Origin of the sequence: Saccharopolyspora sp. ID03-671 (genome assembly GCF_045278815.1) — a bacterium.
Classification (GTDB): Bacteria; Actinomycetota; Actinomycetes; order Mycobacteriales; family Pseudonocardiaceae; genus Saccharopolyspora; species Saccharopolyspora ipomoeae.
This window is the reverse complement of the sequence record NZ_CP134054.1, coordinates 2,588,826-2,615,694: the sequence shown is the minus strand read 5'-3', so window position 1 is coordinate 2,615,694 and position 26,869 is coordinate 2,588,826. Positions and strand designations below refer to the sequence as shown.

General features: G+C 71.4%; 21 protein-coding genes. 18 read left to right on the top strand and 3 right to left on the bottom strand.

Annotation, left to right across the window (positions count from 1 at the left end; translation table 11 throughout):
* The first annotated feature begins 58 nt into the window (after window positions 1-58).
* The 8 genes from REH65_RS11675 (at window position 59) to REH65_RS11640 (ending at window position 13,846) form a co-directional block, all read left to right on the top strand.
* Window positions 59-7,099, top strand: coding sequence for an amino acid adenylation domain-containing protein (locus REH65_RS11675; RefSeq protein WP_406692435.1), 7,041 nt, complete (start codon window positions 59-61; stop codon window positions 7,097-7,099).
* 34 nt (window positions 7,100-7,133) lie between these two features.
* On the top strand, window positions 7,134-7,322 hold the full coding sequence (locus REH65_RS11670) for an MbtH family protein (RefSeq protein WP_093424246.1): 189 nt from the start codon (window positions 7,134-7,136) through the stop codon (window positions 7,320-7,322).
* Complete coding sequence (locus tag REH65_RS11665) at window positions 7,322-8,719, top strand: DHA2 family efflux MFS transporter permease subunit (RefSeq protein ID WP_406692434.1); 1,398 nt, start codon at window positions 7,322-7,324, stop codon at window positions 8,717-8,719. Before REH65_RS11670 ends, REH65_RS11665 begins: the two co-directional genes overlap by 1 nt.
* Before the next feature lie 108 nt (window positions 8,720-8,827).
* On the top strand, window positions 8,828-9,655 hold the full coding sequence (locus tag REH65_RS11660) for a siderophore-interacting protein (RefSeq protein WP_406692433.1): 828 nt from the start codon (window positions 8,828-8,830) through the stop codon (window positions 9,653-9,655).
* Window positions 9,656-9,745: 90 nt separating this feature from the next.
* The gene (locus REH65_RS11655) at window positions 9,746-11,047 is read left to right on the top strand and encodes a lysine N(6)-hydroxylase/L-ornithine N(5)-oxygenase family protein (protein ID WP_406692432.1); all 1,302 of its coding nucleotides are present in this window, start codon (window positions 9,746-9,748) and stop codon (window positions 11,045-11,047) included.
* A gap of 199 nt (window positions 11,048-11,246) precedes the next feature.
* Window positions 11,247-12,305 (top strand): LLM class flavin-dependent oxidoreductase, encoded by a 1,059-nt coding sequence (locus REH65_RS11650; protein ID WP_406692431.1) that lies wholly within the window; start codon window positions 11,247-11,249, stop codon window positions 12,303-12,305.
* Window positions 12,306-12,518: 213 nt separating this feature from the next.
* Complete coding sequence (locus tag REH65_RS11645; RefSeq protein ID WP_281457187.1) at window positions 12,519-12,908, top strand: DUF3817 domain-containing protein; 390 nt, start codon at window positions 12,519-12,521, stop codon at window positions 12,906-12,908.
* On the top strand, window positions 12,905-13,846 hold the full coding sequence (locus REH65_RS11640; protein ID WP_406692430.1) for a heme o synthase: 942 nt from the start codon (window positions 12,905-12,907) through the stop codon (window positions 13,844-13,846). Before REH65_RS11645 ends, REH65_RS11640 begins: the two co-directional genes overlap by 4 nt.
* A 34-nt stretch (window positions 13,847-13,880) precedes the next feature.
* On the opposite strand, the gene REH65_RS11635 is transcribed toward REH65_RS11640, so the two are convergent.
* On the bottom strand, window positions 13,881-14,504 hold the full coding sequence (locus REH65_RS11635) for a maleylpyruvate isomerase N-terminal domain-containing protein (protein ID WP_406692429.1): 624 nt from the start codon (window positions 14,502-14,504) through the stop codon (window positions 13,881-13,883).
* Window positions 14,505-14,623: 119 nt separating this feature from the next.
* On the opposite strand from REH65_RS11635, the gene REH65_RS11630 reads away from it, so the two are divergent.
* From REH65_RS11630 to REH65_RS11620, 3 genes are all read left to right on the top strand, one after another.
* Complete coding sequence (locus REH65_RS11630; RefSeq protein ID WP_406692428.1) at window positions 14,624-16,231, top strand: GTPase-associated protein 1-related protein; 1,608 nt, start codon at window positions 14,624-14,626, stop codon at window positions 16,229-16,231.
* Between the two features lie 226 nt (window positions 16,232-16,457).
* Window positions 16,458-17,066 (top strand): hypothetical protein, encoded by a 609-nt coding sequence (locus REH65_RS11625; RefSeq protein ID WP_406692427.1) that lies wholly within the window; start codon window positions 16,458-16,460, stop codon window positions 17,064-17,066.
* 212 nt (window positions 17,067-17,278) lie between these two features.
* Window positions 17,279-17,449, top strand: coding sequence for a hypothetical protein (locus tag REH65_RS11620; protein WP_281457182.1), 171 nt, complete (start codon window positions 17,279-17,281; stop codon window positions 17,447-17,449).
* Between the two features lie 59 nt (window positions 17,450-17,508).
* On the opposite strand, the gene REH65_RS11615 is transcribed toward REH65_RS11620, so the two are convergent.
* Window positions 17,509-18,846 carry an MFS transporter gene (locus REH65_RS11615; protein WP_406692426.1) on the bottom strand — a complete coding sequence of 446 codons (1,338 nt, stop codon included), beginning with the start codon at window positions 18,844-18,846 and terminating at the stop codon, window positions 17,509-17,511.
* A gap of 423 nt (window positions 18,847-19,269) precedes the next feature.
* Here REH65_RS11615 and REH65_RS11610 point away from each other — a divergent pair, with 423 nt between their 5' ends.
* A complete protein-coding gene (locus tag REH65_RS11610; RefSeq protein ID WP_406692425.1) occupies window positions 19,270-20,868 on the top strand; it encodes a FadD3 family acyl-CoA ligase in 1,599 nt (532 codons plus the stop codon).
* Here the strand turns inward: REH65_RS11610 and REH65_RS11605 are convergent.
* Window positions 20,843-21,865 (bottom strand): acyl-CoA dehydrogenase family protein, encoded by a 1,023-nt coding sequence (locus REH65_RS11605; RefSeq protein ID WP_406692424.1) that lies wholly within the window; start codon window positions 21,863-21,865, stop codon window positions 20,843-20,845. The genes REH65_RS11610 and REH65_RS11605 overlap by 26 nt on opposite strands.
* Before the next feature lie 202 nt (window positions 21,866-22,067).
* Here REH65_RS11605 and REH65_RS11600 point away from each other — a divergent pair, with 202 nt between their 5' ends.
* The 6 genes from REH65_RS11600 to REH65_RS11575 all read left to right on the top strand — a co-directional run bounded on the left by REH65_RS11600 (window position 22,068) and on the right by REH65_RS11575 (window position 26,866).
* Entirely contained in the window at window positions 22,068-22,637 is a 570-nt protein-coding gene (locus REH65_RS11600) for a hypothetical protein (RefSeq protein WP_406692423.1), read from the top strand.
* Window positions 22,638-22,876: 239 nt separating this feature from the next.
* Window positions 22,877-23,275: a hypothetical protein gene (locus REH65_RS11595; protein ID WP_406692422.1), complete on the top strand. Its 399-nt coding sequence runs from the start codon at window positions 22,877-22,879 to the stop codon at window positions 23,273-23,275.
* An 18-nt stretch (window positions 23,276-23,293) separates the two neighbouring features.
* Window positions 23,294-24,862 (top strand): PPE domain-containing protein, encoded by a 1,569-nt coding sequence (locus REH65_RS11590; protein ID WP_406692421.1) that lies wholly within the window; start codon window positions 23,294-23,296, stop codon window positions 24,860-24,862.
* Window positions 24,859-25,611, top strand: coding sequence for an ESX secretion-associated protein EspG (locus REH65_RS11585; protein WP_281457175.1), 753 nt, complete (start codon window positions 24,859-24,861; stop codon window positions 25,609-25,611). The genes REH65_RS11590 and REH65_RS11585 overlap by 4 nt, the downstream gene beginning before the upstream one ends.
* A gap of 19 nt (window positions 25,612-25,630) precedes the next feature.
* Window positions 25,631-26,188 carry a type VII secretion target gene (locus REH65_RS11580; RefSeq protein ID WP_406692420.1) on the top strand — a complete coding sequence of 186 codons (558 nt, stop codon included), beginning with the start codon at window positions 25,631-25,633 and terminating at the stop codon, window positions 26,186-26,188.
* A 75-nt stretch (window positions 26,189-26,263) separates the two neighbouring features.
* Window positions 26,264-26,866, top strand: coding sequence for a YbaB/EbfC family nucleoid-associated protein (locus REH65_RS11575; protein WP_406692419.1), 603 nt, complete (start codon window positions 26,264-26,266; stop codon window positions 26,864-26,866).
* The last annotated feature ends 3 nt before the right edge of the window (window positions 26,867-26,869 follow it).

The window sequence follows — 26,869 nt, the reverse complement described above, 5'->3', positions numbered from 1 at the left end:
CCCGATCGAATCTTGACTAAGGTTAGCCTTACTTATCTTGTTGATCGTGGGGAGAGCAATGCCGTCGCGAGCTGACCAGTTGCCGCACCAGTTGCCGCTGTCCGCGGCGCAGGCCGGGATCTGGTTCGCCCAACAACTCGACCACGCCAACCCGATCTTCAACACCGCCGAGCGCGTGGAGATCGAGGCGGAGATCGACCCGGAGCTGTTCGCCGAAGCCCTGCGCACCGCGGTCGCCGAGGCCGAGACGCTGCGGATCCGGGTCGTCGACGACGGCGAGGGCCCGCAGCAGGTCGTCGACGAGCTCGGCGCAGTCGAGCTGCCGGTGCTGGACTTCTCCGGCGAGGCCGATCCGGACGCCCGCGCCGAGGAGTGGATCCGCGCCGACCTGGACGCGCCCGTCGACCTCACCCGGGGGCAGGGCGACGGCGGCCGGTTGTGGACCGCGGCGCTGTGCAGGCTGGGGGAGCGGCGCTGGTGGTGGTACCAGCGCATCCACCACGTGGCCGTGGACGGGTACGGGTTCTCGATCATCCTGCGCCGCGTCGCCGAGGTCTACAGCGCGCTCGTCGCCGGTGAGCAGCCGGGCGAGTCGCCGTTCGCGGGCCTGGCGGAGCTCGTCGACGACGAGCGGGACTACCTGGCCTCGCCGAAGGCCGAGCGCGACGCCACCTACTGGCGCGAGCGCTTCGCCGACGACCCCGACGTGGTCACCCTCACCGAGCGCTCGCGGCCCACCGCGCGCACCTTCCACCGGCAGCTCGCCGCCGCCTCCTCGCTGGAGGCGCTGGGCGCGGCCGCCGAGGAGGCGCGCACGATCTGGCCGGACGCGCTGATCGCCGCCTTCGGCGCCTACCTGCACCGGATGACCGGGGCGAACGACGTCGTGCTGGGCCTGCCGGTGATGGGCCGGATGGGCTCGGTGGCGCTGCGCGTGCCCGGCATGGTCGTCAACGTCCTGCCGCTGCGGCTGCGGGTCGACGCCGGCACCACCCGCGACGAGCTGATCGCGCAGGTCGCCAAGGCCGTGCGGGACCTGCGCAAGCACCAGCGACACCGCAGCGAGCAGCTGCGCCGGGACCTGATGCTGCTCGGTTCGGACCGGACCCTGTTCGGACCGATGATCAACATCAAGTCCTTCGACTACGACCTCGACTTCGCCGGGGCGCCCGGGAAGGTGCACAACGTCGCCGCCGGGCCCGTCGACGACCTCAGCGTGCTCGTCCGCACCGAGGGCGACGAGCTGCGCTTCGAGTTCGACGCCAACCCCGACCGCTACACCGCCGACGAGCTGACCGCGCACCGCGAGCGGTTCCTGCGGTTCCTCGACACCTTCGCCGACGCCGCCGGCGACACCCCGGTCGGCGGCGTCGAGCTGCTCACCCGCGACGAGCGCACCCGCATCCTCGACGAGTGGAACGCGCCGGTGCCCGGCTTCGCCGAGGCCGAACCGGCGACGCTGCCGCAGCTGTTCGAGGAGCAGGCGCAGCGCACCCCCGACTCGGTCGCGGTGACCTTCCAGGGCGCGTCCCTGACCTACGGCGAGCTCGACGCGCGCGCCAACCAGCTCGCGCACCACCTCATCGACCACGGCGTCGGGCCCGAGCAGCTGGTGGCGCTGGCGCTGCCGCGCTCGACCGAGCTCGTCGTGTCGCTGCTGGCCGTGCTCAAAGCCGGAGCGGCCTACCTGCCGCTGGACCCCGGGCACCCGGCCGAGCGGATCGCCTACATCGTCGGCGACGCGCAGCCGACCATGCTCATCAGCGACCGCGAGCACGCCGACCGGCTGCCCGAGGGCATCACCCGCGTGCTGCTCGACGACGGGACCGCCATCGCCGAGATCGTGCGGCACTCGCAGCGCAACCCCAAGCCCGGCGAGCGCGGGCCGCTGACCAGCGAGCACGCCGCCTACGTCATCTACACCTCGGGCTCGACCGGGCAGCCCAAGGGCGTGGCGATCCCGCACCAGAACGTGGTGCGGCTGTTCTCGGCCACCGACCCGTGGTTCGGGTTCACCGGCGACGACGTGTGGACGCTGTTCCACTCCTACGCCTTCGACTTCTCGGTGTGGGAGCTGTGGGGAGCGCTGCTGCACGGCGGCAGGCTCGTCGTGGTGCCGCACGAGGTCAGCCGCTCGCCGGAGGAGTTCCTGGAACTGCTGCGGCGCGAGCGGGTCACCGTGCTCAACCAGACGCCCTCGGCGTTCTACCAGCTCAGCCAGGCCGATCGGGAGAACCCGGGCGCCGAGCTGGCGCTGCGCTACGTCGTCTTCGGCGGTGAGGCGCTGGAACTGTCCAGGTTGGACGACTGGTACCGGCGGCATCCCGAGACGCCCAAGCTGATCAACATGTACGGGATCACCGAGACCACCGTGCACGTCTCCTACGTCGAGCTCGACGCCGACCTGGTGGCCCGCCGCGACGGCAGCGTCATCGGGCGGGGAATCCCGGATCTGCGGGTCTACCTGCTGGATTCGCGGCTGCAGCCGGTCCCGCCCGGCGTGACCGGCGAGATGTACGTGGCCGGTGCGGGATTGGCGCGCGGGTACCTGGGGCGGCGCGGGCTGACCGCGCAGCGGTTCGTCGCCGACCCGTTCGGCGAGCCCGGCTCGCGGATGTACCGCTCCGGCGACCTCGGGCGCTGGCGGCCCGACGGGACCATCGAGTTCATGGGCCGCGCCGACCAGCAGGTCAAGGTGCGCGGGTTCCGCATCGAACTCGGCGAGATCGAGGCCAACCTGGCCGTGCACCCGCAGGTCAAGCAGGCCGCGGTCGTGGTGCGCGAGGACGTCCCCGGCGACCGGCGGCTGGTCGGCTACACCGTCGGCGGGGCCGACCCGGCGTCGCTGCGCGCCCACCTCGCCGACCGGCTGCCCTCCTACATGGTCCCGGCCGCGTTCGTCGACGTCGACGAGATCCCGTTGACCGCCAACGGGAAGCTCGACGCCGAGGCGCTGCCCGCGCCGGAGGTCTCCGGAGGCGGCGGGGAACCGCGCACCCACGCCGAGCGGGTGCTGTGCCGGTTGTTCGGCGAGGTGCTGGGCGTGGATGAGGTCGGGGTCGACGACGGCTTCTTCGAGCTCGGCGGGCACTCGCTGCTGGCGACCCGGTTGCTGACCCGGGTGCGCGCCGAACTCGGCGCCGAGCTCGGCATCCGCACCCTCTTCGACCACCCGACCGTCGCGGAACTGTCCGAGCGGCTGCGGGTTTCCGGCCACGCCCAACCCGAACTGCGCCCGGTGCAACGCCCCGACGAGGTGCCGCTGTCGTTCGCCCAGCAGCGGCTGTGGTTCCTCAACCGGCTCGAAGGCCCCAGCGCCACCTACAACATGCCGCTGGTGCTGCGGATGAGCACCGAGCCCGACGTGGCCGCGCTGCGCGCCGCGCTCGGCGACGTCGTCGCCCGGCACGAGAGCCTGCGCACCACGTTCCCCGACACCCTCGGCGAGCCCCGCCAACTCGTCGGCGACCACGTGCCGGAGCTGAACGTCACCGATGTGTCCGATGTGGACTCCGCGCTGACCGAGGCGGCGCGGCGGGGATTCGACCTGGCCACCGAGGCGCCGATCCGCACCGAGCTGTTCCGCGACGGCGACCGGACCGCGCTGCTGGTGCTGCTGCACCACGTCGCGGGCGACGAGTGGTCGGTGCGCCCGCTGGTGCACGACCTGTCGGTCGCCTACGCCGCGCGGCTGAACGGTGCTGCGCCGCAGTGGGATCCGCTGCCGGTGCAGTACGTGGACTACGCGCTGTGGCAGCGCGAACTCCTCGGCGACGAGGCCGACCCGGGCGGTGTCGCCGCCCGGCAGCTGGAGTTCTGGAAGCAGGCCCTCGCCGACCTGCCCGACCAGCTGGAGCTGCCCACCGACTACCCGCGCCCGGCCGCGTCCAGCCACCGCGGCGAGTCCGTGCGCTTCAGCCTCGACGCCGACCTGCACCGCCGACTGCGGGACCTGGCGGCCGAGCACCAGGCCAGCGCGTTCATGGTGCTGCAGACCGCGCTCGCCGCGCTGCTGACCCGGATGGGCGCCGGCACCGACGTCCCGATCGGCTCGCCCGTGGCCGGACGCGGCGACGACCGGCTCGACGACCTCGTCGGGTTCTTCGTCAACAGCCTCGTGCTGCGCACCGACACCTCCGGCGACCCGACCTTCGCCGAGCTGCTGGACCGGGTGCGCCAGACCGACCTCGCGGCCTTCGACAACGCCGAGCTGCCCTTCGAGCGGCTCGCCGAACTGCTCAACCCGACGCGCTCGCTGGCCCGCCACCCGCTGTTCCAGGTGATGCTGGCGTACTGGGGCGCCGCCGACTCGGTGCGCGCCGACCTGCCCGGGATCGAGACCTCCGTGGACACGATCCCGGCGGGAGCGGCGAAGTTCGACCTGGCCTTCAGCCTCCATGAGAGCGCTCACGGCGACGTCAGCGGGCTGGTGCAGTACAGCACCGACCTGTTCACCGAGCGCACGGTCGAATCGCTGGTCGACCGGTTCGTGATGTTGCTCGAATCCGCCGTCGCCGCACCGGACACGCCCATCGGGCGGCTCGACGTGCTCGGCGACCGGACCCGCAAGCAGGTCCTGGCCTGGGGCGACGCGACCGGCGACGTCGGGCCCGCGGGCACCTTCCCGCAGCTGCTCGCCGAACGCGCCGAAGCCGCGCCGGACAAGCCCGCGCTGGTCTTCGCCGACACCGAGCTCACCTACCGGCAGCTGCGCGAGCGCGTCACCGAGCAGGCGAAGATGCTGGTGGAGCGGGGTGCCGGGCCGGGCGACATCGTCGGCGTGATGCTGCCGCGCTCGGCCGAGCTGATCATCGGCCTGCTCGCGGCGATGCACGCCGGAGCCGCTTACCTCGCGCTCGACCCCGAGTACCCGCCTGAACGCCTGCGGCACATGGTCGACGACGCCCGGCCGCGGTTGGTGCTCACCGACGACCTCGACGCGGACCTGCCCACGACGCTGGTGCACCACGCCGACCGCCCCGAGGGCGACCCGCGGCTGCCGGAACCCGAGCTCGACGACGCCGCCTACGTCATCTACACCTCCGGCTCCACCGGCACGCCCAAGGGCGTGATCGTGGCCCACAGCGGCATCGGCAAGCTGCTGGCCACCCAGACCCGCCGCGTCGGGATCACCCCCGACAGCCGGGTGCTGCAGTTCGCCTCGCCGAGCTTCGACGTGGCGTTCTGGGAGATGTGCATGGGCCTGCTCAGCGGCGGAACGCTCGTCGTCGTGCCCTCCGACCTGCGCGTCCCCGGCGAGGCGCTGGCCGAGTACGCGCGGCGCCACGAGGTCACGCACCTGGCGATCGGGCCGTCGATGATGGGCATGTTCCCCACCGACGTGCGGCTGCCGGAGAACGCGACGCTGCTGTGCGGCGCCGAGAAGGTGCCCTCGGACCTGGTGCAGCGCTGGGGCCGGGACCGGCCGATGCTCAACTGCTACGGACCGACCGAGGCCACCGTCAACACCACGCTGTGGGACTGCGACCCGGACGCGGTGTCGAGCTCGGTGCCGATCGGCGTGCCCGACCCGGGCGCCCGCGTCCACGTCCTCGACGAGCGGCTGCAGCCCTGCCCGCCCGGGGTCGTCGGCGAGCTCTACGTCTCCGGGCTCGGGCTCGCCCGCGGCTACCTCAACCGGGCCGGGCTGACCGCCGAGCGCTTCGTCGCCGACCCGTTCGGCGAACCCGGCGCCCGCATGTACCGCACCGGCGACCTGGTGCGCTGGCGCGCCGACGGGACCCTGGACTTCGCCGGCCGCGCCGACGACCAGGTCAAGATCCGCGGTTTCCGCATCGAGCTCGGCGAGGTCGAGGCGGTGCTGGCTCAGCACGCCGACGTCTCGCAGGTCGCCGCCGTGGTCCGCGAGGACACCCCCGGTGACAAGCGGCTGGTGGCCTACGTCGTCGGCGACTCCGACGCGGCCGAGTTGCGCAGGCACGTGGGCGAGGAGCTGCCCGACTACATGGTCCCGGCGGCCGTGGTGTTCGTCGACGCGCTGCCGCTGCTGCCCAACGGCAAGCTCGACCGCCGCGCGCTGCCCGCGCCCGACCTGGCCGAGGCGGTCGGCAACGACATGCCGCGCAACCCCACCGAGGAGATCCTCTGCGGGCTGTTCGCCGAGGTCCTGGGCCTGCCCCGGGTCGGCGTGCACGACGGGTTCTTCGACCTGGGCGGGCACTCGCTGCTCGCGGCCAAGCTCATCGGGCGGATCCGCGACGCGCTGGGCATCAAGGTCAACGTCGGCAGCCTGTTCGCCGCGCCCAGCGTGGCCGGGCTCGCCGAGCGCCTGCGCACCGGCGGGGGCCGCGACGCGCTGGAGATCCTGCTGCCGCTGCGCACCAGCGGCGCCGAGCCGCCGCTGTTCTGCGTGCACCCGGCGGCCGGTCTGGCCTGGCCGTTCTCCGGGCTGCTCAAGCTGATCGACGACGAGCGGCCGATCTACGGCATCCAGACCCGCGGGCTGGCCGAACCGGCGCCGGTGGCGGGCAGCCTCGCCGAGATGGCCGCCGAGTACCTGGAGCACGTCCGCGCGGTGCAGCCCCGCGGGCCGTACCACTTCTTGGGCTGGTCCTTCGGCGGCGTGGTCGCCCACGAGATGAGCACCCAGCTGCAGGCCCAGGGCGAGGAGGTGCGCTTCCTGTGCATGCTCGACTCCTACCCCAAGGACGTCTGGGACGTGCTGCCCACCGAGGAGGAGGCGCTGCGGGCCCTGCTCTACATGGCCGGCTACGACCTCTCCCAGCTCCGCGACGGGACGCTGACCCGCGAGTACGTGCTGGAGGTCCTCTCGGCCGAGGGCAGCGCGCTGGCGAACCTGGAGGAGCACAGCGTCACCGCCATCATCGACAACTTCGCCAACTGCGCGGTCCTGGAGAACACCACCGAGCACGACCGGTTCCGGGGTGACGTGCTGTTCTTCTGCGCCACCGTGAACCCGGCGAAGGAGTCGCTGACCAGCGCCATGTGGCAGCCCTACGTGGACGGTGCCGTGATCCACCACGACATCGCCTGCGAGCACAAGGACATGACTCAGCCGGAACCGCTGGCCGAGATCGCAGCGATCGTGCAGGAATCGCTCGACGCGCTCGACGGGTGACCGGGCGAGGGCGAACGCGAGGAGGAACGAACCGATGACCAACCCGTTCGAGGATCCGGACGCGCAGTACTACGCCCTGATCAACGATCAGGACCAGTACTCGCTGTGGCCGGCCGCGATCGAGGTGCCGGCCGGCTGGACCGTCGCGCACGGGCCGACCGACCGGCAGTCCTGCGTCGACCACATCGAGGTCCACTGGACCGACATGCGGCCGGCCCGCTGATGGCCCCCCTGATGGTCACCGCCGGGCGGCGGGTGAACCCGCAGGTCGCGGTGTGCGTCTGCTACGTCGCGGCGATGTTCATGAACGGCATGGACGCCACCATCGTCAACGTGGCGCTGCCCGCGCTGGTCGACGAGTTCTCGGTGTCGGCGAGCGCGGCGTCGGCGGTCAACGTCGGCTACCTCGTGAGCCTCGCGGTGTGCATCCCGGTGTCGGGCTGGCTCGGCGACCGCTTCGGCACGAAACGCGTGTTCCTGGCGGCGTTCGGGACGTTCGTGCTCGCCTCGGCGCTGTGCGGGATCTCCGGCGACCTGACGCAGCTGACCCTGGCGCGCGTCCTGCAGGGAGCGGGCGGCGGCGTGATGAGCCCGGTCGCGCTGACGCTGCTGTTCCGCGCCTACCCGCCCGCTGAGCGGATCCGGCTGTCCCGGGTTCTGCTGCTGCCCACGGCGGTCGCACCCGCGCTGGGGCCGGTGCTGGGCGGGTTCTTCGTCGAGCACCTGACCTGGCGGTGGGGCTTCTTCGTGAACCTGCCGATCGGCCTGGCAGCGCTGGTCTTCGGCGCGCTGCTGCTGCGAGAGCACGTGGAGGCTCCCGACAAGCGCTTCGACCTGCGCGGATTCGCGCTCGCCGCACCGGGTCTCGGGCTGGTCGTGTTCAGCCTCGAAGGCATCGCCAGCGGTACTTCGGCGGTGCTGAGCTGGGGCGCCGGTGCCGCCGGGCTCGTGCTGCTGGGCCTGCTGGTGCGGTCCCAGCTGCGCACCGAGCACCCGATGCTGGACCTGCGGTTGTTCGCCGACGACCACTTCCGCCGGGCGAGCCTGATCCTGTTCACCTGCCTGGTCGGATTCCTCGGCACGCTCTACGGGTTCACCCTGATGTACCAGGTGGAGCTGGGTGCCTCGGCGTGGGAGACCGGCCTGGTGACGCTGCCGAAGGCGGTCGGGCTGATGATCGCCTCGCAGCTGGTCGCCTGGGCGCACCGCAGGTTCGGGCCGCGGTTGCTGATCGCGGTGGCGATGCTGGGCGCGGCGGCCTCGTTCGCGATGATGAACCTCATCGGGCCGCACGACGCGTGGATGGCCGCGTTCGTCCAGCTGGCGTCCGGGTTCTTCGTCGGGGCGGCCACGGCCGAGCTCCAGGTGATCGCGTTCAGCACCATCGACAAGGCCGCCACCGGCGGCGCTTCGACGCTGTTCAACGTGCAGCGGCAGGTCGGTTCGGCGCTGGGCGTGGCCATCACGGCCAGCGTTCTCGCCGCTTCGGGACCGGGCCTGGGTTCCTACCACCTGGCGATGCTGACCTCCGCCGGGTTCGCGATCGTCGGTGTTCTGCTCGCCTTGCGGGTCACGGAAGTCGTGGCGCCGCAACGGGAACCGGTCGCGGCCGGGCGCTGAGAAGACGCGAGAGATCTGAGCCACCACGGGGAAGACATTCTTCCGATCTATGGTTAGGCTAGCCTTAACTGAGTGATCGTTGGTGGAGCGGAAAGGAACGCACGGTCGATGGGTACTGCGGATCGACTCCGGCGCAACCGGCCCCCGGCACGCGACCTCGAGGTGCTGCGCACCGCCGAGATCAGCCCGTCCATGCGGCGGGTCACCCTCGGCGGCGAGGAGCTGGAAGGCTTCCTCGACCAGCACACCGGACCCAACGTCAAGGTCTTCGTGCCGCGCCAGGGCCAGGAGCGCCCGATCCTGCCGCAGCTGGACCCCGAGACCGGCCGGTACACCTGGCCGGCGCCGGAAGTCCGGCCCACCATGCGCACCTACACCGTCCGCCGCTACGACGAGTCGCGCGGCGAGCTCGACATCGACTTCGTCATGCACGGCGAGCACGGGGTGGCCTCCAACTGGGCCCGCAACGCGCGGCCCGGCGACCGCCTCGGCGTGATGGGCCCCGGCGGCCGCGTCTGCCGCGCCGCCGACTGGTACCTGCTGGTCGGTGACGAGACCGCGCTGCCGGCGATCTCCAGCCTCGTCGAGGAGCTGCCGCCCACCGCGCGCGGCCAGGTGCTCGTCGAGGTCGACACCGCCGCCGACCGGCAGCACGTGCAGTGCCCGCCGGACCTGCGGTGGACCTGGATGCACCGCGACGGCCGCTCGGCAGGCCTGTCGCGCCAACTGATCAACGCCGTGCAGGAGCTGGACGTGCCCGCCGACGTCGACGTCTCCGCCTGGGTGGCGGGGGAGTCCGGCGTGGTGCGCGGAATCCGGCGGCACCTGCGCGACGAGCGGGGCATGGACGCCCGGTCCGTGCTGGCCATCGGCTACTGGAAGTACGGCATGGCCGAGACGGAATACCACGACAAGCACAACCACGATCGGGACTGACCGACGCGGCGACCAACCGGCCTGACCTGCGCGGTCTCGCCGTACCAGGACTCGCCCGCGAGTCGGGCTCCGGCGAACCGAGGGGACGACGTGTCTGCGGCGCTGAACCAAGAGAAAGTCCACGACGTGCTGGGGATCGGTTTCGGGCCCTCCAACCTGGCGCTGGCGATCGCGCTCGACGAGCACAACCGCGGCGCCGACGACCCGGTCGACGCGGTCTTCTTCGAGCGCCAGGCGTCCTTCGGGTGGCACCGGGGCATGCTCATCGAGGGCACCACGATGCAGGTGTCCTACCTCAAGGACCTGGTCACCATGCGCAACCCGGCCAGCGACTTCTCGTTCCTGTCCTACCTGCACGACAAGGGCAGGCTGGCCGACTTCATCAACCACAAGACGCTGTTCCCCACCCGCGTCGAGTACCACGACTACCTGGCGTGGGCGGCCGAGCGGCTCGACGACGTGGTCCGCTACGACTCCGAGGTCGTCGAGGTCCACCCGGTCGACGAGCACTACGAGGTCGTCGTCCGGCACGGCGGGCAGCTGGCCGTGCACAAAGCCCGCAACATCGTCATGGCCATCGGGCTGGAAGCCTCGGTGCCCGAGGGCGCCGAGCTCGGCGAGCGGGTCTGGCACAACCTCGACCTCATGCACCGCGTCGGCGAGCTGACCGAGTCGCCCCGGCGCTGCGTGGTCGTCGGCGCCGGCCAGTCGGCCGCCGAGGTCACCGACTACCTGCACCGCACCTTCACCGACTCCGAGGTGTGCGCGGTGTTCGGCCGCTACGGCTACAGCCCCGCCGACGACAGCCCCTTCGCCAACCGGATCTTCGACCCGCAGGCCGTCGACGACTTCTACGCCTCCTCGCCCGAGGTCCGCGCCAAGCTCATGGACTACCACCGCAACACCAACTACTCGGTGGTCGACCTGGAGCTGATCGAGGAGCTCTACGCCCGCGCCTACCAGGAGAAGGTCAAGGGGACCGAGCGGCTGCGGATCCACAACGCCAGCAGGCTCGTCGGCGTCGACACCCGCCCGGACGGCGCGGAGGTCACCGTCGAGTTCCAGCCCACCGGCGAGCGCAGCGTCCTCGACGCCGACCTGCTCGTCTACGCCACCGGCTGCCGCCCCCGCGACCCGTACACGCTGCTCGGCGAGCTGGCCCGGTACTGCGAGTGGGACGAGCAGGGCTCGCTGCAGGTCGAGCGCGACTACCGGGTGCGCACCGCGGGCGACCTGCCCGGCGCCATCTACCTCCAGGGCGGCACCGAGCACACCCACGGCATCACGTCGTCGCTGCTGTCCAACGGCGCGGTCCGCGCGGGCGAGATCCGCGACTCGCTGCTCACCCGCCGCAAGACCCCCACCAGGGACTACGCCCTCTCCCGCAACTGACCCCCGGTCCCGGCCCGGACGAGAAGAACCCGGATCACGGCCGCTCACGGAGTCCCGACTACGGCCGTGATCCGAGTCCCGATTACGGCCGTTTTCCGGGGGGTTGGCTACGGCCGTTTTCCGGGGGTTGATCGCGGCCGTGGTCCGGGTGGTCCGTGGGGTGGGAACACGGTTGCGGGTCGGGTGGTTGTAGGGAGCGATGAGTGGACTCGTGAGTGGTGGGGACCCCGTGCGCGGGGTGGCCCGCGGTGAGGCGCTGGTGCCGCTGTCCGTGCTGGACCTGGCGACCGTGGGAGTCGAGGATTCGCCGTCGGACGCCCTGGCGGCGACCACCGAGCTGGCCCAGCGGGTGGAGGAGCTCGGGTTCCACCGCATGTGGGTGGCCGAGCACCACGGGATGCCCGGCATCGCCAGCTCCTCGCCCGCCGTGGTGATCGCGCACCTGGCCGCGCGCACCCGGACGCTGCGGCTCGGCTCCGGCGGCGTCATGCTGCCCAACCACGCGCCGCTGGTCGTCGCCGAGCAGTTCGGGACGCTGCAGGCGCTGCACCCCGGTCGCATCGACCTCGGCGTCGGCCGCGCGCCCGGCACCGACCAGGCCACCGCTCGGGCGCTGCGGCGGACCGAGGGTCCGCTGTCGGCGGAGGACTTCCCGCAGCAGCTCGGCGAGCTGATCGCGTTCCTCGACGACGACTTCCCGCTGGACCACCCGTACGCCGGGGTCCAGTCCGTGCCGCACGGGCCGCTGCCGCCGGTGTGGCTGCTGGGCTCCAGCGGGTTCAGCGCGCAGCTGGCCGGGGCACTCGGGCTGCCGTTCGCCTTCGCCCACCACTTCAGCGCGCAGAACACGCTGCCCGCCCTGGAGCTCTACCGCGAGTCCTTCCAGCCCTCCGAAGTCCTCGACGAGCCCTACTCGATGATCGGCGTGCAGGCGGTGGCAGCCGACACCGACGAGGAGGCGCTGGACATCATCCGCCCCGTCGCGCTGAGCATGCTCAAGCTCCGCCAGGGCGCCCCGGGCAAGCAGCCGACCCGGCAGCAGGCCCGCGACTACCCCTACACCGACCTCGACCGGGCCTTCGTCGACCACTGGCTCGCCGACGCCGTCCACGGCAACCCCGACACCGTCCGCGCAGGTCTCGACGAGCTCCGCGACCGCACCGGCGCCGACGAGCTCATGCTCATCGCCAACCTCCCCGACGCCGCCACCAAGCTCCGCTCCTTCGACCTCATCGCGAAGTCCTACCGAATGACCTGATTCGTCCCCTCCCGTCGAGAACCGCGCGGGAACCGGGGTTCGCGCGCGACGAACGCAGGGGTTTTCGACGGGGGAGTGTGGCTCGCCACTCTAGGTCGAGGTCGCGGGCGAGCTCGAAGGGCGCGTGTCGTACGGTCTATTGACACCGGTGTTGCCAGGCGCCCGAACGCGGGCGCGACGGTGTGGGGCACGACGCGGGATTGAGGGATTGGCGTGAAGCCTGGTGTGCTGATCTTCTACCGGATCATGGCGTACGTCACTGCCGTGCTGCTGATCCTCTTGTGCGCCGCCATGGTGCTCAAGTACGGCCACTTCCTCGGCCTGTGGGCCGAGGGCTCGGCGACGCAAGAGACCGGTACGACGTGGGTGACCACGATCGGCATCGCGCACGGCTGGCTCTACATGGTCTACCTGCTGGTCGCCGTGGTGGCGACCACCCAGCTGCGCGTCCCGATGGGCCGGATGCTGCTGGTCCTGCTGGCCGGGACCATCCCGTTCGGCGCGTTCTTCGCCGAGCGCAAGGTGGTGCGCTGGCACGAGCTGCGGATGGCGGGCAAGCCGATCGTGCAGCAGCAGACCGCGGAGGAAACGACCGCCTCATGACAGCCATCCCCGAGTCCGTGGACCGGACGCAGCAGACCGCGCCGGAGAAGCCGGTGCGCCGCCGCACGGTGGTCGGCGCCTACTTCGCGCTGACCAAGCCGCGCGTCATCGAGCTGCTGCTGGTCACGACCATTCCCGCGATGTTCCTCGCCGAGCGCGGCATCCCGTCCCCGTGGTTGGTGATCGTCACGCTGGTCGGCGGCGCCATGTCCGCGGGCAGCGCCAACGCGCTCAACTGCGTCGCGGACTCCGACATCGACGCCGTCATGGACCGCACCAAGAAGCGCCCGCTGGTGCGCTACGAGGTGCCGCGCCGCAGCGCGCTGATCTTCGGCATCGCGCTGGGCGTCGTGTCGTTCCTGGTGCTGTGGCTCGGGGCGAACCTGCTGGCCGCGTCGCTGTCCACGGCCGCGATCCTGTTCTACGTCTTCGTCTACACGCTGGTGCTCAAGCGCCGCACCTCGCAGAACATCGTCTGGGGCGGCGCCGCCGGCTGCATGCCCGTGGTGGTCGGCTGGGCCGCGGTGACCGGCAAGGTCGAGTGGCCCGCGATCGTGATGTTCGGCGTGGTGTTCCTGTGGACACCGCCGCACTTCTGGTCGCTGGCCATGAAGTACAAGGACGACTACGCCCGCGCGGGCGTGCCGATGCTGCCGGTGGTCGCCACCACAAAGCAGGTCTCGGCGCGCATCCTCGCCTACAGCTGGGCCACCGTCGGCTGCACGCTGCTGCTGTTCCCGGTCACCAGCTGGGTCTACATCGCGCTGGCCGGCATCTCGGGCGTGGTCTTCCTGGTGGTCGCGCAGCGCCTGCACAACAACGCCCGCAAGGGCCTGGCGCTGAAGCCGATGACGCTGTTCCACCTGTCGAACTCGTACCTGACGCTGGTGTTCGTGGCGATCGCCGTGGACGCCGCGCTGACCCCGGTGATCGGCTGACCCCCGTGATCGGTTGACCCCGTGATCGGCTGAATCAGCGCATCACCGGCAGCACCGGGGCGTCGCTGCGCCCGGTCGCGGCGTCGATGAACGCGATCGGGTCGGCGGTTTCGGCGAGCAGGTCGACCGCCACCCGCAGCGCCTCACCGGCCAGCGGGCCGGGGCGGTCGAGATCCAGCGCGGCGGCGATGTCGAGGTAGTGCGCGACGCCCTCCAGCACGAAGATCCGCAGCGCCTCGCGCGCCGGCACCACCGCGAACCCGCCGTAGTGCACCGTGCGCTCCAGGTCGGCCTCGCGGAGCTCCGCGACGGCCTGCGGGGCGATCTCGGCGAACTGCGCGACGAGCTCGCCGGTCGACATCGTCTGCGACCGCGCGGTCGCCGATTCCTTGAGCAGCTCCGCGCTCTGCTCGGCCACCCCGCCCGGTTCCTGCATGAACGCCAGCAGCCCGGCGGCGTCGTCGTGGCTGACCGGGGCGTCGGGTGAGGGAGCCTCGATGCCCGCCTTCGTCGCCGACGGGAACGGGCTGACGTGGGTGTAGACGTCCTTGACGGTCCAGCCCGGCAGCCGCGTCGGCCGCGCCCACTGCTCGTCGTCGAGCTGCGCGCCGAGTCGTGCCCACGCCTGCCAGGTCTGCTCCAGGGCGTCGATGATCATGCGGCTCCTCTCGGTCGGCAGGTTTTCGGCCTGCGGTACCCATTCACTCACGCGTGGTCGGGGTCCGCGGATAATCTCTTCGGGTGGCCCGGTGATCGTCAGCGGAACGGGAGCGTGCGATGAGCGGAGGGATACCGGCGCAGCCGGAACCGCCGAGTGCCGACGAACCGCCTCGGGCGGCACCGGAGACCCGACGCTGGGTGCCGCGCGTCCTCACCCCCGACTCGGTCGAGGTCGTCGACTCCATCGAGCTGGCCGACGAGTTCGCCCGCGCCCGGGGCGAGCAGCACGCCGGTCCCGCCGACCGGCTGGCCGCCGGGGTGATCGTGCTCGGCGAGGAGCTCGCCACCGAGGACTGCGCTCTGCTCGCGGCCTGGCTGCGCAGCGCCCCCGCCGACGTGCGCGGACCGGTCCTGTCGGCGGTGCTGGCCGCCGACCCGCCCCGTGAGGTGCTCGCGGACCTCGCCGCCGAGCACGCCGGTTCGGCCCGGATGGCCTTGCTGCGCCGCGAGATCGCCGGGATCGTCGCCGGCGGGCGGGTCCCGGAGTCGCCGCTGACACCGCACCCGTGGGGCGCCGACGAGGCCGAGGAGGCCCGCTCGCTGCTGTCCGCGGCCGCCGACGAGGTCGCCCCGGACCGCGTCGACCTGCTGTTACGCACCGCCACCCGGTTCGGGGCGGACCTGCCGCCGCACCGGTTCACCGCCGAGCGGTTCGTGAGCTGGTGGGCCTCGCACCCCGAAGCCGCGCTGGACCCGTCGCTGTGGCCATGCGCCGACGAGCTCGTCGCCCTGCTGCGGGCCACGCTGGTCGCCCGGCTGGAGCACTCCGAGACCGTGTTCACCGCCGTCACCGAGCACTGGTGGCCGCTGCTGCGGCACATCGCCACCGACCCCTTCGAGCCGCTGGACGCCGCGGTCCTGTCCGCCGCGGTACGCGCCAAGGGCGACACCCGCCGCGAGACGATCGACCTCTTCGCCGAGCGGATGCGCGATCCCGATCTCCCCGACGCTCCCGAGGCCGTGCTGGCCGCCCTGTTCGGCGCCGCGTCGCCCACCGTCGACGAGCTGCACCGGTTGATCGGGGCGCTGCCGGCCACCGCCGTCACCGAGTCGATAGCGCAGCGCGCCTTCGCGGTCCTCGACAAGGCCAAGGTCACCGGCCGCTACCTCGACCTGCTGCGCGTGCTCGGCCACCACCTCAGCTCCGACCTGCGGGAACTGTGGTCCGAGGACGCCCGGGTGCGGTCCTGGATCGCCGCGTTCGGCCGCGACTCCGAGGTCGGGTCGCTGTCCGGGATCTCCGATCGGGTGCTGCGCGCGCGGTTGCCCGAGGTGGTGACCGCGCTGCTGGCGGCCGATCCCCGCGCGGCCGTGCGCGCGATCGGCAGGGCCGGGCCGAACCTGCAGCAGCTGCTCCTGCGGGAGCTGCCCGCGATCTTCGGCGACGCGCGGGCCGAGGAGTCCCGACGCGACGGCGCCGTGGCGCTGGCGTTCGTGCTGGCCTGGTCCGACGGTGCCACGACCGAGATGCGCACCTCCTACGACCGGGAGCTGGAGCGGTGGGTGCGCAGCGGCAGGCGCGCCGATCACCGCCGGGTCAGCAAGCTGCTGCGGTCGTCGGCCGCCGACCACGCCGCGGCCTGGCACGAGTGGCTGCAGGAGATCGTCCGGACCCCGGCCGAACCGGACCGCGGGACCCGCAAGTGGTGGCAGCGACGCCGCTGAGTGGTCGACGGGCCCCGCGCTCTCACTGGAAGGTGTTGCGGTGCGGCCGAAAGCGTGACACCGCGGATCAATAACGGACATTCGTCGCATCGATAGTGTATGACCGGTCACGGTGCGATAACGATCGATGTCCCGCCGGGCATACTCCTCGTGGGTAGTCGTTGCGCAGGGCCACCGCGATCTCACCGCGGGTTCCTGCGCCCAAGGATCCACGGGAGGTTCGCTCATGGGGGCGGCGCTCAAGGCGCACGCGGCGTGGCTGGTCAACTCGCTGAGCATCGGGAGGAACCCGCTGCGCAGGCCGATCGACCGGCTCGCCGCCGGGCTCACTCTGCTGCTGGTGATGGTCGCGATGATCGCGGTCCCGGTGTCCGGCATGTTCGCCGAGTCGACGCACCGGGACCTGTCCGAGCGGGCCGAGCAGGCCGCGGCGACGAGCCGCTCGGTGAACGCGGTGGTCACCACGGCGCCCTCGCTGAGCATCCCGGTCTCGGAGGTCTACAGCCAGGACGCGGTCAGCTCGACGGCGGTCGTGGAGTGGCGCAACGGCCTGCACGAGCAGCGCTCCCGCGTGCAGGTGCCGTCCTCGGCGAAGGTCGGCGACACCGTTCCGGTGTGGGTCGACCAGCAGGGCGACCGGGTGCCGCCACCACCGGACGCGCAGTCGGTCACGGCCTCGGCGGTGTTCGCCGGGATCCTGCTGCTGGTCGTGCTGGAGATCGGCAGCTTCGCGCTGATCGGCGCGGTGCAGGCCGCCGCGCGCCGGATCGGCATGCGCGCCTGGGGCCGCGAGTGGGACCTGGTGCAGGGCGGCGGGACCTGGTCGCAGCGCTGATGCGCCGCAGCGCCGAGGGAGCAAGCGATCTTCACCCGTAAGGGTTAAATGTTGCCGCCGAACTTGTCTGCGGGGCCCGGCGTTGTGTTTGGGTACCCGCGTGGATCTCCACAGCGGAGCTCCATCTGTGACGGGCCCGTCGGTGCCGAGGCGGGCACGTCATCGCAGGGACGAGGAACCTCGCCCGCTGACGATGATGAGGGGATGCGGCAATGGGGGAGAAGAAGACCGAGACGGCCGACAGCGTGCCGATCTACGAGGAGCTGGCCAACGAGCTGTGCGACCCGGCGGACACCACGTGGCAGTTCTCGCCCGCGCCGTCCTTCGTCTCGGAGCTGACCGAGACCGCGGACGGCGACGAGTCGGCCGCCGTGGCCAGCTGACCCGGGCCTGACTGACGGGCTTGATCTGACGGGGCCTGACTGACCGGGCTGGGCCGACCTCACGGCTGGGTGCGGTCGGTGTCCGGGGCCGCGATGTCCACGCTCCGCGTCTCGCGGGAGAACGCGAAGGCGATCAGCGAGATCAGCGCGGTCGCGATCATCCACACCGCCACCATCCGGCCGGAGCCTCCGCCCTGCAGCACCAGCGCGGAGGCCACCAGCGGGGAGAACCCGCCCAGCGCCGCGCCGATCTCGCGGGACGAGGCGAACCCCGTGTAGCGGACCCGGGCCCCGAACAGCTCCGCGTAGAACGCGGGCTGCACCGCGATCATCGGCGCCAGTCCCAGTCCGGCCGCCACCACCAGCGCGAGCCAGATCAGCAGCGGTTGCTCGCTGTCGAGCAGGGCGAAGAACGGGAACGCGAACAAGCCGGTGAAGATCACGCTGAACAGGTTCAGCGGTTTGCGGCCGATGCGGTCCGACAGCGCGCCGTAGACCGGTTGCAGCACGATCACCACGAACGTCGAGGTGATCACGCCGGTCAGCCCGACCCAGCGCGGTAACCCGAGGGTCTCCTGGAGGTAGGCGACGCTGAAGGTCGCGTAGATGTAGACCACGGCGGTGTCGCAGATGTGCGCGCCGATGCCGATCAGGAAGTTGCGCGGGTAGCGGCGCATCGCCTCGAACACCGGCAGCTTGACCGTGCGTCGGCCGGTCGACATCCGCTCGAACACCGGGGATTCCGCCACCCGCAGCCGCACGTACAGCGACACCGCGATCATCGCGAAGCTGAGCAGGAACGGGACCCGCCAGGCCCACGCCTGCACGGCCTCGGTGCCCAGGGATTCCACCAGCAGGAAGGTCACCGTGCCGAGCAGCAGGCCGATCTGCACGCCGGTCTGGGCGTAGGAGCTGAGGTAGCCGCGCCGGTGCGGCGGGGCGTGCTCGCACAGCAGGGTCGATGCGCCGCCGAACTCCGCGCCCGCGCCCAGTCCCTGGCAGACCCGCAGCAGCGTGAGCAGCACCGGAGCCCACACGCCGATCGTCTCGTAGGTCGGCAGCAAGCCGATCAGGCCGGTCGAGACGCCCATGATCAGCGTCGTCAGCACCAGCGTGGCGCGGCGTCCGACGCGGTCCCCGAGGTGGCCGAACAGGAAACCGCCCAGCGGCCGGATGGCGAAGCCGACGCCGAAGGTCGCGAAGCCCGCGATGGTGCCGACCGCCGGATCGCTGGTGGGGAAGAACAGCTTGTTGAACACCAGCGTGACGGCGAAGCCGTAGATGAAGAAGTCGTACCACTCCAGGGCCGTGCCGACCACCGACGAGGTGACCACGCGGCGGAGTTCTCGGGGATGGGTGGGCGGGATCTGCTCGGAACCGATGGCGGCGCTGCTCATCGTCCCTCCTCGGCGGAGTTGGGCCGCGAAAGACCGTCATGGGAAGCGGTTTTCGCGCTGAGTCCGAATGGCGAGGAATGCCTGAAACCGCCGTTTCCGGGCAATTCGCGGCACATGCTGCCACACCGGATCCGAAGGAGGAACCGTCCGCTTGCGCCCGGCCCGCCTTCGTGACCGGCCTGTTCCCGCCTTCCCCCGAACGGCCGCCCCCGCTGCTCCGCCTGCGGGTCCGGGGTGGTGGTCCCGTCGGGTGCGTGCGTCACCAGGGGGCAGTTTTAGCCATAATCACTCATGATCAATGTCCGGTTTGTCCGGACAATTATGACTAAAACTGTCCCCTCCCGAGGGTCTACCAAGCGGGTGCTTGCTTGGGTAGGCTGCGTGCCGGGTTCGCGACGTCGGTGTCCGACCGGGGAGGGCGAGATGGCTCGTGCGCAGGGCGTGGAGTCGATTCCGGCAGCGGTCCGGGGTGCGGCGGAACGCTTCGGCGAGATCGAAGCGCTGGTGGACGGACCCGTCCGGCTGACCTTCGGTCAGCTCGCCGAGCGGGTCCGGGAGGTGGCGCGGACGTTCGTCGCCGTCGGCGTCCGGCCCGGCGACCGGGTGGCGCTGAACTCCCCGAACACCCACCACTGGGTCCTCGCGGCCCTCGGCGCGTCCTACGCGGGAGCGACGCTGATCCCGGTCAACACCCGCTTCACCGGCGTGGAATCCGCCGAGCTGCTGCACCGCAGCAAGGCTCGCGCGCTGGTCGTCGCCGACGAGTTCCTGGGCGTGGACCGGCTCGCAGGCATCCACGAGGCCGCGGGCGACGGCCCGGGCGAGGTCGTCGCCGGACTGCCCGAGCTGCGCGCGGTCCTGCGCGTCCCCGTCGGCACCGCGACCCCCGCCGGGCCCGGCGTCCACGACTGGGACGAGATCGCCGACCTCGCCGCCAAGGTCCCCGAATCCGAGGTCGAGCGCCGTGCCGACGCCGTCACCGCCGACGACCTCGCCGACGTGCTGTTCACCTCCGGCACCACCGGACGGGCCAAGGGCGTGATGTCCCTGCACCGCCAGTCCCTCGGCGTGGCCGCGGCGTGGGCGGAGTGCGGCGCGGTCCGCAAGGGCGACCGGTACCTGCTGGTCAACCCGTTCTCGCACAGCTTCGGCTACAAGGCCGGGATCCTGGTGTGCCTGCTGACCGGCACCACCATGCTGCCGCAGGCGGTCTTCGACGCGGCCTCGACGCTCGACGTGATCGACACCGAGCGCATCTCGATCCTGGCCGCCGCCCCCACGATCTTCCAGACCCTGCTGCACGCCCCCGAACGCGGCGGCCGCGAGCTGCCGGGCCTGCGGCTCGCGGTCACCGGCGCGGCCACCGTGCCCGTCGCGCTGGTCGAGCGGATGCGCTCCGACCTGGGTTTCGACACCGTGCTCACCGCCTACGGCCTCACCGAGGCCGTGGTGGCCACCATGTGCCGGCCCGGCGACGACGCCGAGACCGTCGCGCACACCTGCGGCCGGGCCGCCGCCGGTTTCGAGGTCGCCGTGGTCGACGCCGACGGCCGGGACATGCCCCCGGGGCAGGCGGGCGAGGTGGTGCTGCGCGGGCCGAACGTGATGCGCGGCTACCTCGACGACCCGGGCGCCACCGCGCACGCCGTCGACGCCGACGGGCGGCTGCACACCGGCGACATCGGCGTCCTCGACGAGCGCGGCTACCTGCGCATCACCGACCGGCTCAAGGACATGTACGTCTGCGGCGGGTTCAACGTCTACCCGGCCGAGGTCGAGCAGGCCCTGGCCTACCTCGACGGCGTGCGGGACGTGGCGGTGATCGGGGTGCCGCACGAGCGGCTCGGCGAGGTCGGCAAGGCCTACGTGGTCGGCGACGCCGCGCTGACCGAGGAGGCCGTGCTGGCCTTCTGCAAGCAGCGGTTGGCCAACTTCAAGCTGCCCCGCTCGGTGGAGTTCGTCGGCGAGCTGCCCCGCAACGCCTCCGGGAAGATCCTCAAGCGGGTTCTCGCGGAGCGGTGAGCCGGTCCAGCAGCGCGGACTTGATCGCCGGGCGCGAGCCGAACAGCAGCAGGAACGTGGCCTCGCGGACCAGCCGCTGCGCGTGGCTCCCCGGCAGCACCGACCGGCTCCCGTGGTGCACCGCGGCGGCCGAGGCCGCGCGCATCGCCAGTTCGGAAGCCCGCGCCCGCACCTCGGAGAGCTCCTCGGCACCGGCCTCGACGAGACTCGCCCGCGCCGCGTCCAGCTCGGTCGGCAGGCCGCCCGCGTCGTCGCCGAGCAGCGCGATCGCGCGTCCGGCCACGCCCAGCGCCAGCGCCCCGTTGAACCGCACCGAGCCCGAATCGCCCTGCAAGTAGTCGGCCTGCGGCACGGTCGAGGCGATCCGGTCGCGCGGCACGAAGTACCGGTTGAACCGCAGCGTCACGGTGCCGCTGGCCTGCACGGCCATCAGCTCCAGCGGGTCGGCGTGCAGCACGTCGCTCTCGGCCACGTCGAGCATCGCGAAGACCAGCGTGTCGTCGGAGGTGCGCCCGGCGACCAGCAGCGAGTCGACCATGCCCCAGCCGGTGAACCAGGGCGCCACGCCTTCCAGCAGGTAGCCGCCGACGACCGGCTCCGCGCGCAGCGGGGCCGGACCGGTCCGCAGCGCCGAACCGAGCGCGATCCCGCCCCGGCGCTTGCCGCGGACCAGGTCGGACAGGTAGTTCTCGCGGAGGTTGCGGTTCTTGGTGGTCTCGGCCGCGGCGAGCACGCCGTGGTGCTGGATCCACACGAACGTCGTGGTCAGGCAACCGGAGGCGAGGACCTCGATGAGCCGCAGCACCGAGGGGAAGTCGCCGACGTCGAGCGGGGTCGTCTCCGGCGAGGCCGCGAGACCGTAGAAGCCGCGCTCGGCGAGCAGTTCCAGGTGGCTCTCCGGAACGCGCTCGGCGGCGTCGACCTCCAGCGCGGCGGGGAACAGCACGTCCTCGGCGATCCGCCGGGCCTCCTGCAACGCGGGCGACTCCTGAGTCATCACCCCAGTTTCCCCCAACCCCCGGAAGCAGCACGACGGGGCATGATCGACGCCCCGTGACCAGCCGTCCGGACGCCGGCGACGTGATGTGACTCGCGTGTTCGTCACGGGGAGCGGGGCGGGTCGTTGGGTTGGCGGTGTCGTGCCGAGCGGTGTCGTGGGAGCGGGGCCGTGGTGAGCGCTTGCGAGGGAGTGCGTGTCGATGGACGACCTGGCGGGCGGTTCGGGCGGGAAGCGGTCGATGCGGGTCCTGCTGATCGGGGGCGCGGTCGTCTACCTCGTCACGATGGGGCTCTTGCAGTACAACTTCTCGCGGATGCACTCCCAGATCGATTCGGTCACCTCGAATCTGGATCGCACGAACCAGCAGTTGTCCGCGCTCGGCAACCTCGAAATGCTCAGAGCGGAGATGTCCGAACTCGATCGGAACATCGTCGCGATGCGCGACTTGATGGGACCGTTTCCGGACATGGCGCAGAGCGTCGGCGCGCTCAACGGTCAGATCGCGAGTCTGAGCCGGACCATCGTGATGTTGCAGAGCGACACCGCCGGACTCCCGTCGGTGGCCGCGAGCATCCGGCAGATGAGCGCGGAGCTGCGCAGCATCACCGCGCGCATGGACGAGATGAACCACAACGTGTCCGGGACCAGCGGGAACGTCGCCGACATGGAGGCGCAGGTCGGGGCGATGCAGCGCGCTCTGGGCGAGCTCCAGGCGGATGTGTCCGACATGGACCAGCGCCTCAAGTTCCTCCCGAAGGCGCCCGGCTGATCTCCCTCCACTGTGGAAATGAATTGCGTGCGACAGTGGGCGGAATCATGCCGTTGCGGCATGGTTGCCTCGTGAGTTCGTCGGTTATCTCACACTTCTCGTCCTCCGGGTAAACAACTGATCACGATGGCGGTGAACCGCCCGGCGGCCGAACGCGTGTGGTTAGTGTTGGCCTGTTGGGGGCGTTGATCAGTTTCAATCGGATGGGGGCCGCTTTCCTTGTTGTGCCGGGGGAATCGATGAACAAGCCAGATGAGCAGGCATCGTCGTCGCTCGCCGACTCGACGGATTCCGTCGCGGCCATGCGCGATGGCGTCGAGAAGCTGGACCTGAAGTTGGACCCGGACGCCGGTGAGGCGATCCGTTCCGCGCTGGACGAGCGCTTGCACGCGGTGGACAACTGGTTGTCGCGGGCGCGGAACCTCGCCCGGGAGGCCCCGTTCGGGAAGAACCCGGTGGGCACGGCGATGGCGGGGAAGTTCGCGGGACGGGCCGAAGGCGGTGAGAACTCGCTGGTCTCGGTGCTCACCCGGTACCGGGAAGTCCTGGTGGACGCGCGGGACGCGATCGAGGACGCGATGCGCACCTATCGCAACACCGACGAGCGCGTAGCCGACTCCTTCCAGAAGCTCATCTGATCCGCCTGGGGAGAGACCATGCCTGAGCAATCACCCGACCTCGCGTTGGTGGAAACCCAGAACTGGGCGTCGCGCAGCCACGAAGAGCTCTACGACGCCGTGCACATCGACAACGACCCGGGACGAGCGGGACAGCTCGCCGACGAGTGGACGAAGCTCGGCCGCGAGATGGCCGAGGCCGCCGACCGGATGTCGGAGAAGCTCCGCGCCACCGAAGCGGGCTGGCAGGGAGAGGCCGCCGACGCCGCGCGCTCGGCGATCCAGAAGCTGGCCGATTGGAGCCGCGACGCCGGTGAATCGGCCGGTGCGCTGGCCGAGCGCATGTCGGAGCAGGGCCGGATCATGGAGAAGGCCAAGGCCGAGATGCCCGAGCCGGTCAAAACCGACGACAGGAAGCTCGGTCTCACGGTCGCGACGGCGTACGCGGCCGGTGATCTGGAGTCGTTCGTCAAGGCGCAGGACGACATCCGCGTCGCCGAGGAGCGATCCTCCAACGCCCACGAGCAGGCCGTGCGCGTGATGACGCGGATGGAGTCCTCCTCCCGCGAGATCGACGGCGACACCCCGCGGTTCGAGCGGCCCCCGGACCCGATCGAAGACCTGAAGAAGAAGCCGTCGCCCGGTTCAGGCGACGACGTGTCGGCGAAGAACTCCGAGCAGGGCCCCGCAGGCACCCGGCAGCAGTTCGCCGACGGCGGATCCCAGGCGACCCAGAAGATCAGCAAGTCGTCCCTCCCTCCGTCCGGGCAGCAGGCGCCCCCGCTGTCGTCGCAGACCGGCGGGACGGGGCCCGAGGGCGCTCCGCTCTCGGCGCAGCAAGGCCCGACACCGCCCGGTGCGAACGCGCCGACGAAGAAGATGCAGCTCCCGGGCATCACCAGCCAGAGCTCGGCGGACGCCCCCACGATGAAGGCGAACCCGGTGAACCCCGCGAGCAGCGGGCCGCAGCAGAACCCGCCGCAGCTGGGCGATCACAAGTCGAACCACACCACCCCGCAGGGCTCGTCGTGGCAGGGCGGTGACAGCGCGCAGGCCAAGACCCGGAAGATGCGCCCGGTCCAGGGGCCCGGCGACGGGTACCAGGGTCCCGGCGGGCGTCGCCCGAACGGCCGGAACGACCGGGGCGGGAACCGGAACTGGGAGGGGAAGCTCCCCCCGATCCCGGAGACCGGTGGCCCGGGGAGCGAGTTCCCGGGCAACGCGCAGACCAACCTGGCCAGCGGTGGTTCGGCGGGCGGAGGCGGCGGTTCCGTCCCGCAGATGCCGGCCGCCGGTGGCGCGGCCGGGAGCAACCTGACGCCCGGCGGTTCGGTCGGTGTCGGCGGTGGTCAGGGCGCCGACCACGGTGCACCTGCCCAGGGGCCGTCCGGTGGGTCCGCCGCCGGTCAGTCCGGCGGCATGACGGGCGGCGGCGCGATGGGGGCCGGTGCGATGGGCGGCGCGATGGGTCGCGGCGGCCAGGGCAACCAGGACGAGGAACGCAAGGTCAAGTACGTCGAGGGCGGCCCGGTCGTCGAAGTCCCGGGCAAGGACCTCCCGCCGCCGGTCATCGGCGAGGGCAAGAAGAAGAAAAAGAGCGAAGAATGACGAATCCGGACTTCGTGCTCTCCACGGCCGAGTTCGACCTGGTCTGGTCCGCTCTCGGCCTCGGCAGGATTCCGCACCCGCTGGAGGTTCCGAGCCTCGGCGCGACGATGGAGGAGCGGGCGGAACTCGCCGACGAGGTGTTCCGCTCGCTGGCCCGGCGCGGACTCGCCACCGGCCGCGAACTCGATCCGCGGCTGGTGGACCTGCTGCGGTTGCTGGTGGAGCACGACACCTCGGTGGACGTGATCGGGCATCGGGACCGGCCGATCCTGGCGCTGGCGGCGGTCGCGCGCCGCAGCGGGGTGCTCGCGGAACTCGACGGGAACGAGCTGCGGCTGACCGAGATCCGCCCCACGTCCCTGGCGATGTCCGCCGTGGGCGTGCTGCCGCCGTGCGAGCAGGGGCAGCAGCGGGCGATCTCGATCCCGGCCGATGCGCTGACGAAGGCGCTCGCCGAGGACGCTGACGACCCGTTCGGCGGTGACGTCGACGAGGACGTCGCGCTGGTCAAGGCCGGGCTGTCGCCCCAGGATGCGGCGACCGTGCTCGAACTCGCCAACAACCGGCGGGCAGGCGGGCAGTTCGGTGTTTCACGCGGAACACGCCGTGCCACAACCCTCGTGACCTGGTTCGACACCCACCAGGGCCGCTACCTGATGGTCAAGCAGGGGGAGTGGCTCAGCATCGCACCGGCCGACAACCAGCGCATCGAGCACCGCCTCGCCGACGTCGTGTCCGCGGTGGCCTGAGGAATCCGAGGAGGAAGCCATGACGTCGTTCAAGGTCCAGGCCGAGGACCTGACCGCGCACGCCAGCCACCTGGACGGGCTCACCGACCGCTTCGACACGGCGATCGCGGCCGCCGAGAGCGTGAGCATGTCCGACGAGGCCTACGGCCTGCTGTGCTCCTTCCTGCCGCCCATCGTCAATCCGGTGGAGGAGGAAGGGATCAACGCGCTGAAGGCGGCCAAGGAGGGCGTCAGCAGCACGGCCGAGAACGTGCGCTCGACGGCCAAGGAGTACCAGGAAACCGACGACGCCAACTCCGACGAGCTGAAGAAGCTCGACGACGCGGTCAAGGTGAACAAGTCCGCGGTGGCGCTGCGCGGCGTCCCCGCGGTCGCCGACGGCGGAGCGCAGCACGAAGGCATTCCGGTGATGGAGTCGCGGCACGCGGCGGAGCAGGGGACTCCGGCGGCGGAGCCGCAGCATCAGGGGACGCGTCCGGCCGAGCAGGGGACTCCGATGACGGAGCCGCAGAAGCAGGCGTTCTCCCCGCAGCACCAGGGCGCGACACCGACGATGCGGGGCGATCTGCAGGCCTGAGACCGGCACGTCGGCGCAGCTGCGCGGATCGCGTTGAGCAGCAGGGACTTGTGAGATTTCGATGGAGGTTGTGCGATGACGGGCCAGGGCACGGGAGGGTTCGCGGTCGCCGGAGCCGACCCGGACGAGGCGGAGCGCCGGATTCAGCAGTGGGCGCAGGGCTTCGCCGACAAAGCCCAGCGCTACCGGGAAGTTCAGGCGCAGACCGAGCAGCTGAGGTTGTCGGCCAGCAGCCCTGACGGTCGTATCAAGGTGACCGTGCGCGCCGACGGCAGCGTCACGAACCTGGAGTTCACCGACAAGATCCGCTCGATGGCGCCGAACGAGCTCGCCGCGCAGATCCTGTCGACGATGCACCGGGCGCAGGCCGACATCGCCACCAAGGTCGGCGAGACGATGCAGGAGACGCTCGGCGACGAGGACCAGCAGACCCGCTCGATGATGCTGGACAACCTGCGCGAGCGGTTCCCGGAGCAGCCCGAGGACGAGGTCGAGGAGGAAACGTCCTCGAAGTGGGATGCCCCTGCCGACGAGGAGGAGGCTCCGGCACCGACGGCTCAACCGACTCCACCCGCCACGCCCTCGGCGTCGATCCCTCCCGCGCAGCCGAAGAAGCCGCGCTTCGAGGACGAGGACGACGACGAGTTCGGCCCGGACTTCGACCCGCTGCGCGACTGATCT

Bases quoted from the DNA above. Each gene is read 5' to 3' on its own strand.
- REH65_RS11625 (WP_406692427.1), top strand. From the start codon at position 16,458: ATGGGGGCGGCGCTCAAGGCGCACGCGGCGTGGCTGGTCAACTCGCTG.
- REH65_RS11595 (WP_406692422.1), top strand. From the start codon at position 22,877: ATGAACAAGCCAGATGAGCAGGCATCGTCGTCGCTCGCCGACTCGACG.
- REH65_RS11590 (WP_406692421.1), top strand. From the start codon at position 23,294: ATGCCTGAGCAATCACCCGACCTCGCGTTGGTGGAAACCCAGAACTGG.
- REH65_RS11670 (WP_093424246.1), top strand. From the start codon at position 7,134: ATGACCAACCCGTTCGAGGATCCGGACGCGCAGTACTACGCCCTGATC.
- REH65_RS11665 (WP_406692434.1), top strand. From the start codon at position 7,322: ATGGCCCCCCTGATGGTCACCGCCGGGCGGCGGGTGAACCCGCAGGTC.
- REH65_RS11635 (WP_406692429.1), bottom strand. From the start codon at position 14,504: ATGATCATCGACGCCCTGGAGCAGACCTGGCAGGCGTGGGCACGACTC.
- REH65_RS11675 (WP_406692435.1), top strand. From the start codon at position 59: ATGCCGTCGCGAGCTGACCAGTTGCCGCACCAGTTGCCGCTGTCCGCG.
- REH65_RS11615 (WP_406692426.1), bottom strand. From the start codon at position 18,846: ATGAGCAGCGCCGCCATCGGTTCCGAGCAGATCCCGCCCACCCATCCC.
- REH65_RS11585 (WP_281457175.1), top strand. From the start codon at position 24,859: ATGACGAATCCGGACTTCGTGCTCTCCACGGCCGAGTTCGACCTGGTC.
- REH65_RS11650 (WP_406692431.1), top strand. From the start codon at position 11,247: ATGAGTGGACTCGTGAGTGGTGGGGACCCCGTGCGCGGGGTGGCCCGC.
- REH65_RS11620 (WP_281457182.1), top strand. From the start codon at position 17,279: ATGGGGGAGAAGAAGACCGAGACGGCCGACAGCGTGCCGATCTACGAG.
- REH65_RS11575 (WP_406692419.1), top strand. From the start codon at position 26,264: ATGACGGGCCAGGGCACGGGAGGGTTCGCGGTCGCCGGAGCCGACCCG.
- REH65_RS11630 (WP_406692428.1), top strand. From the start codon at position 14,624: ATGAGCGGAGGGATACCGGCGCAGCCGGAACCGCCGAGTGCCGACGAA.
- REH65_RS11640 (WP_406692430.1), top strand. From the start codon at position 12,905: ATGACAGCCATCCCCGAGTCCGTGGACCGGACGCAGCAGACCGCGCCG.
- REH65_RS11660 (WP_406692433.1), top strand. From the start codon at position 8,828: ATGGGTACTGCGGATCGACTCCGGCGCAACCGGCCCCCGGCACGCGAC.
- REH65_RS11605 (WP_406692424.1), bottom strand. From the start codon at position 21,865: ATGACTCAGGAGTCGCCCGCGTTGCAGGAGGCCCGGCGGATCGCCGAG.
- REH65_RS11610 (WP_406692425.1), top strand. From the start codon at position 19,270: ATGGCTCGTGCGCAGGGCGTGGAGTCGATTCCGGCAGCGGTCCGGGGT.
- REH65_RS11580 (WP_406692420.1), top strand. From the start codon at position 25,631: ATGACGTCGTTCAAGGTCCAGGCCGAGGACCTGACCGCGCACGCCAGC.
- REH65_RS11600 (WP_406692423.1), top strand. From the start codon at position 22,068: ATGGACGACCTGGCGGGCGGTTCGGGCGGGAAGCGGTCGATGCGGGTC.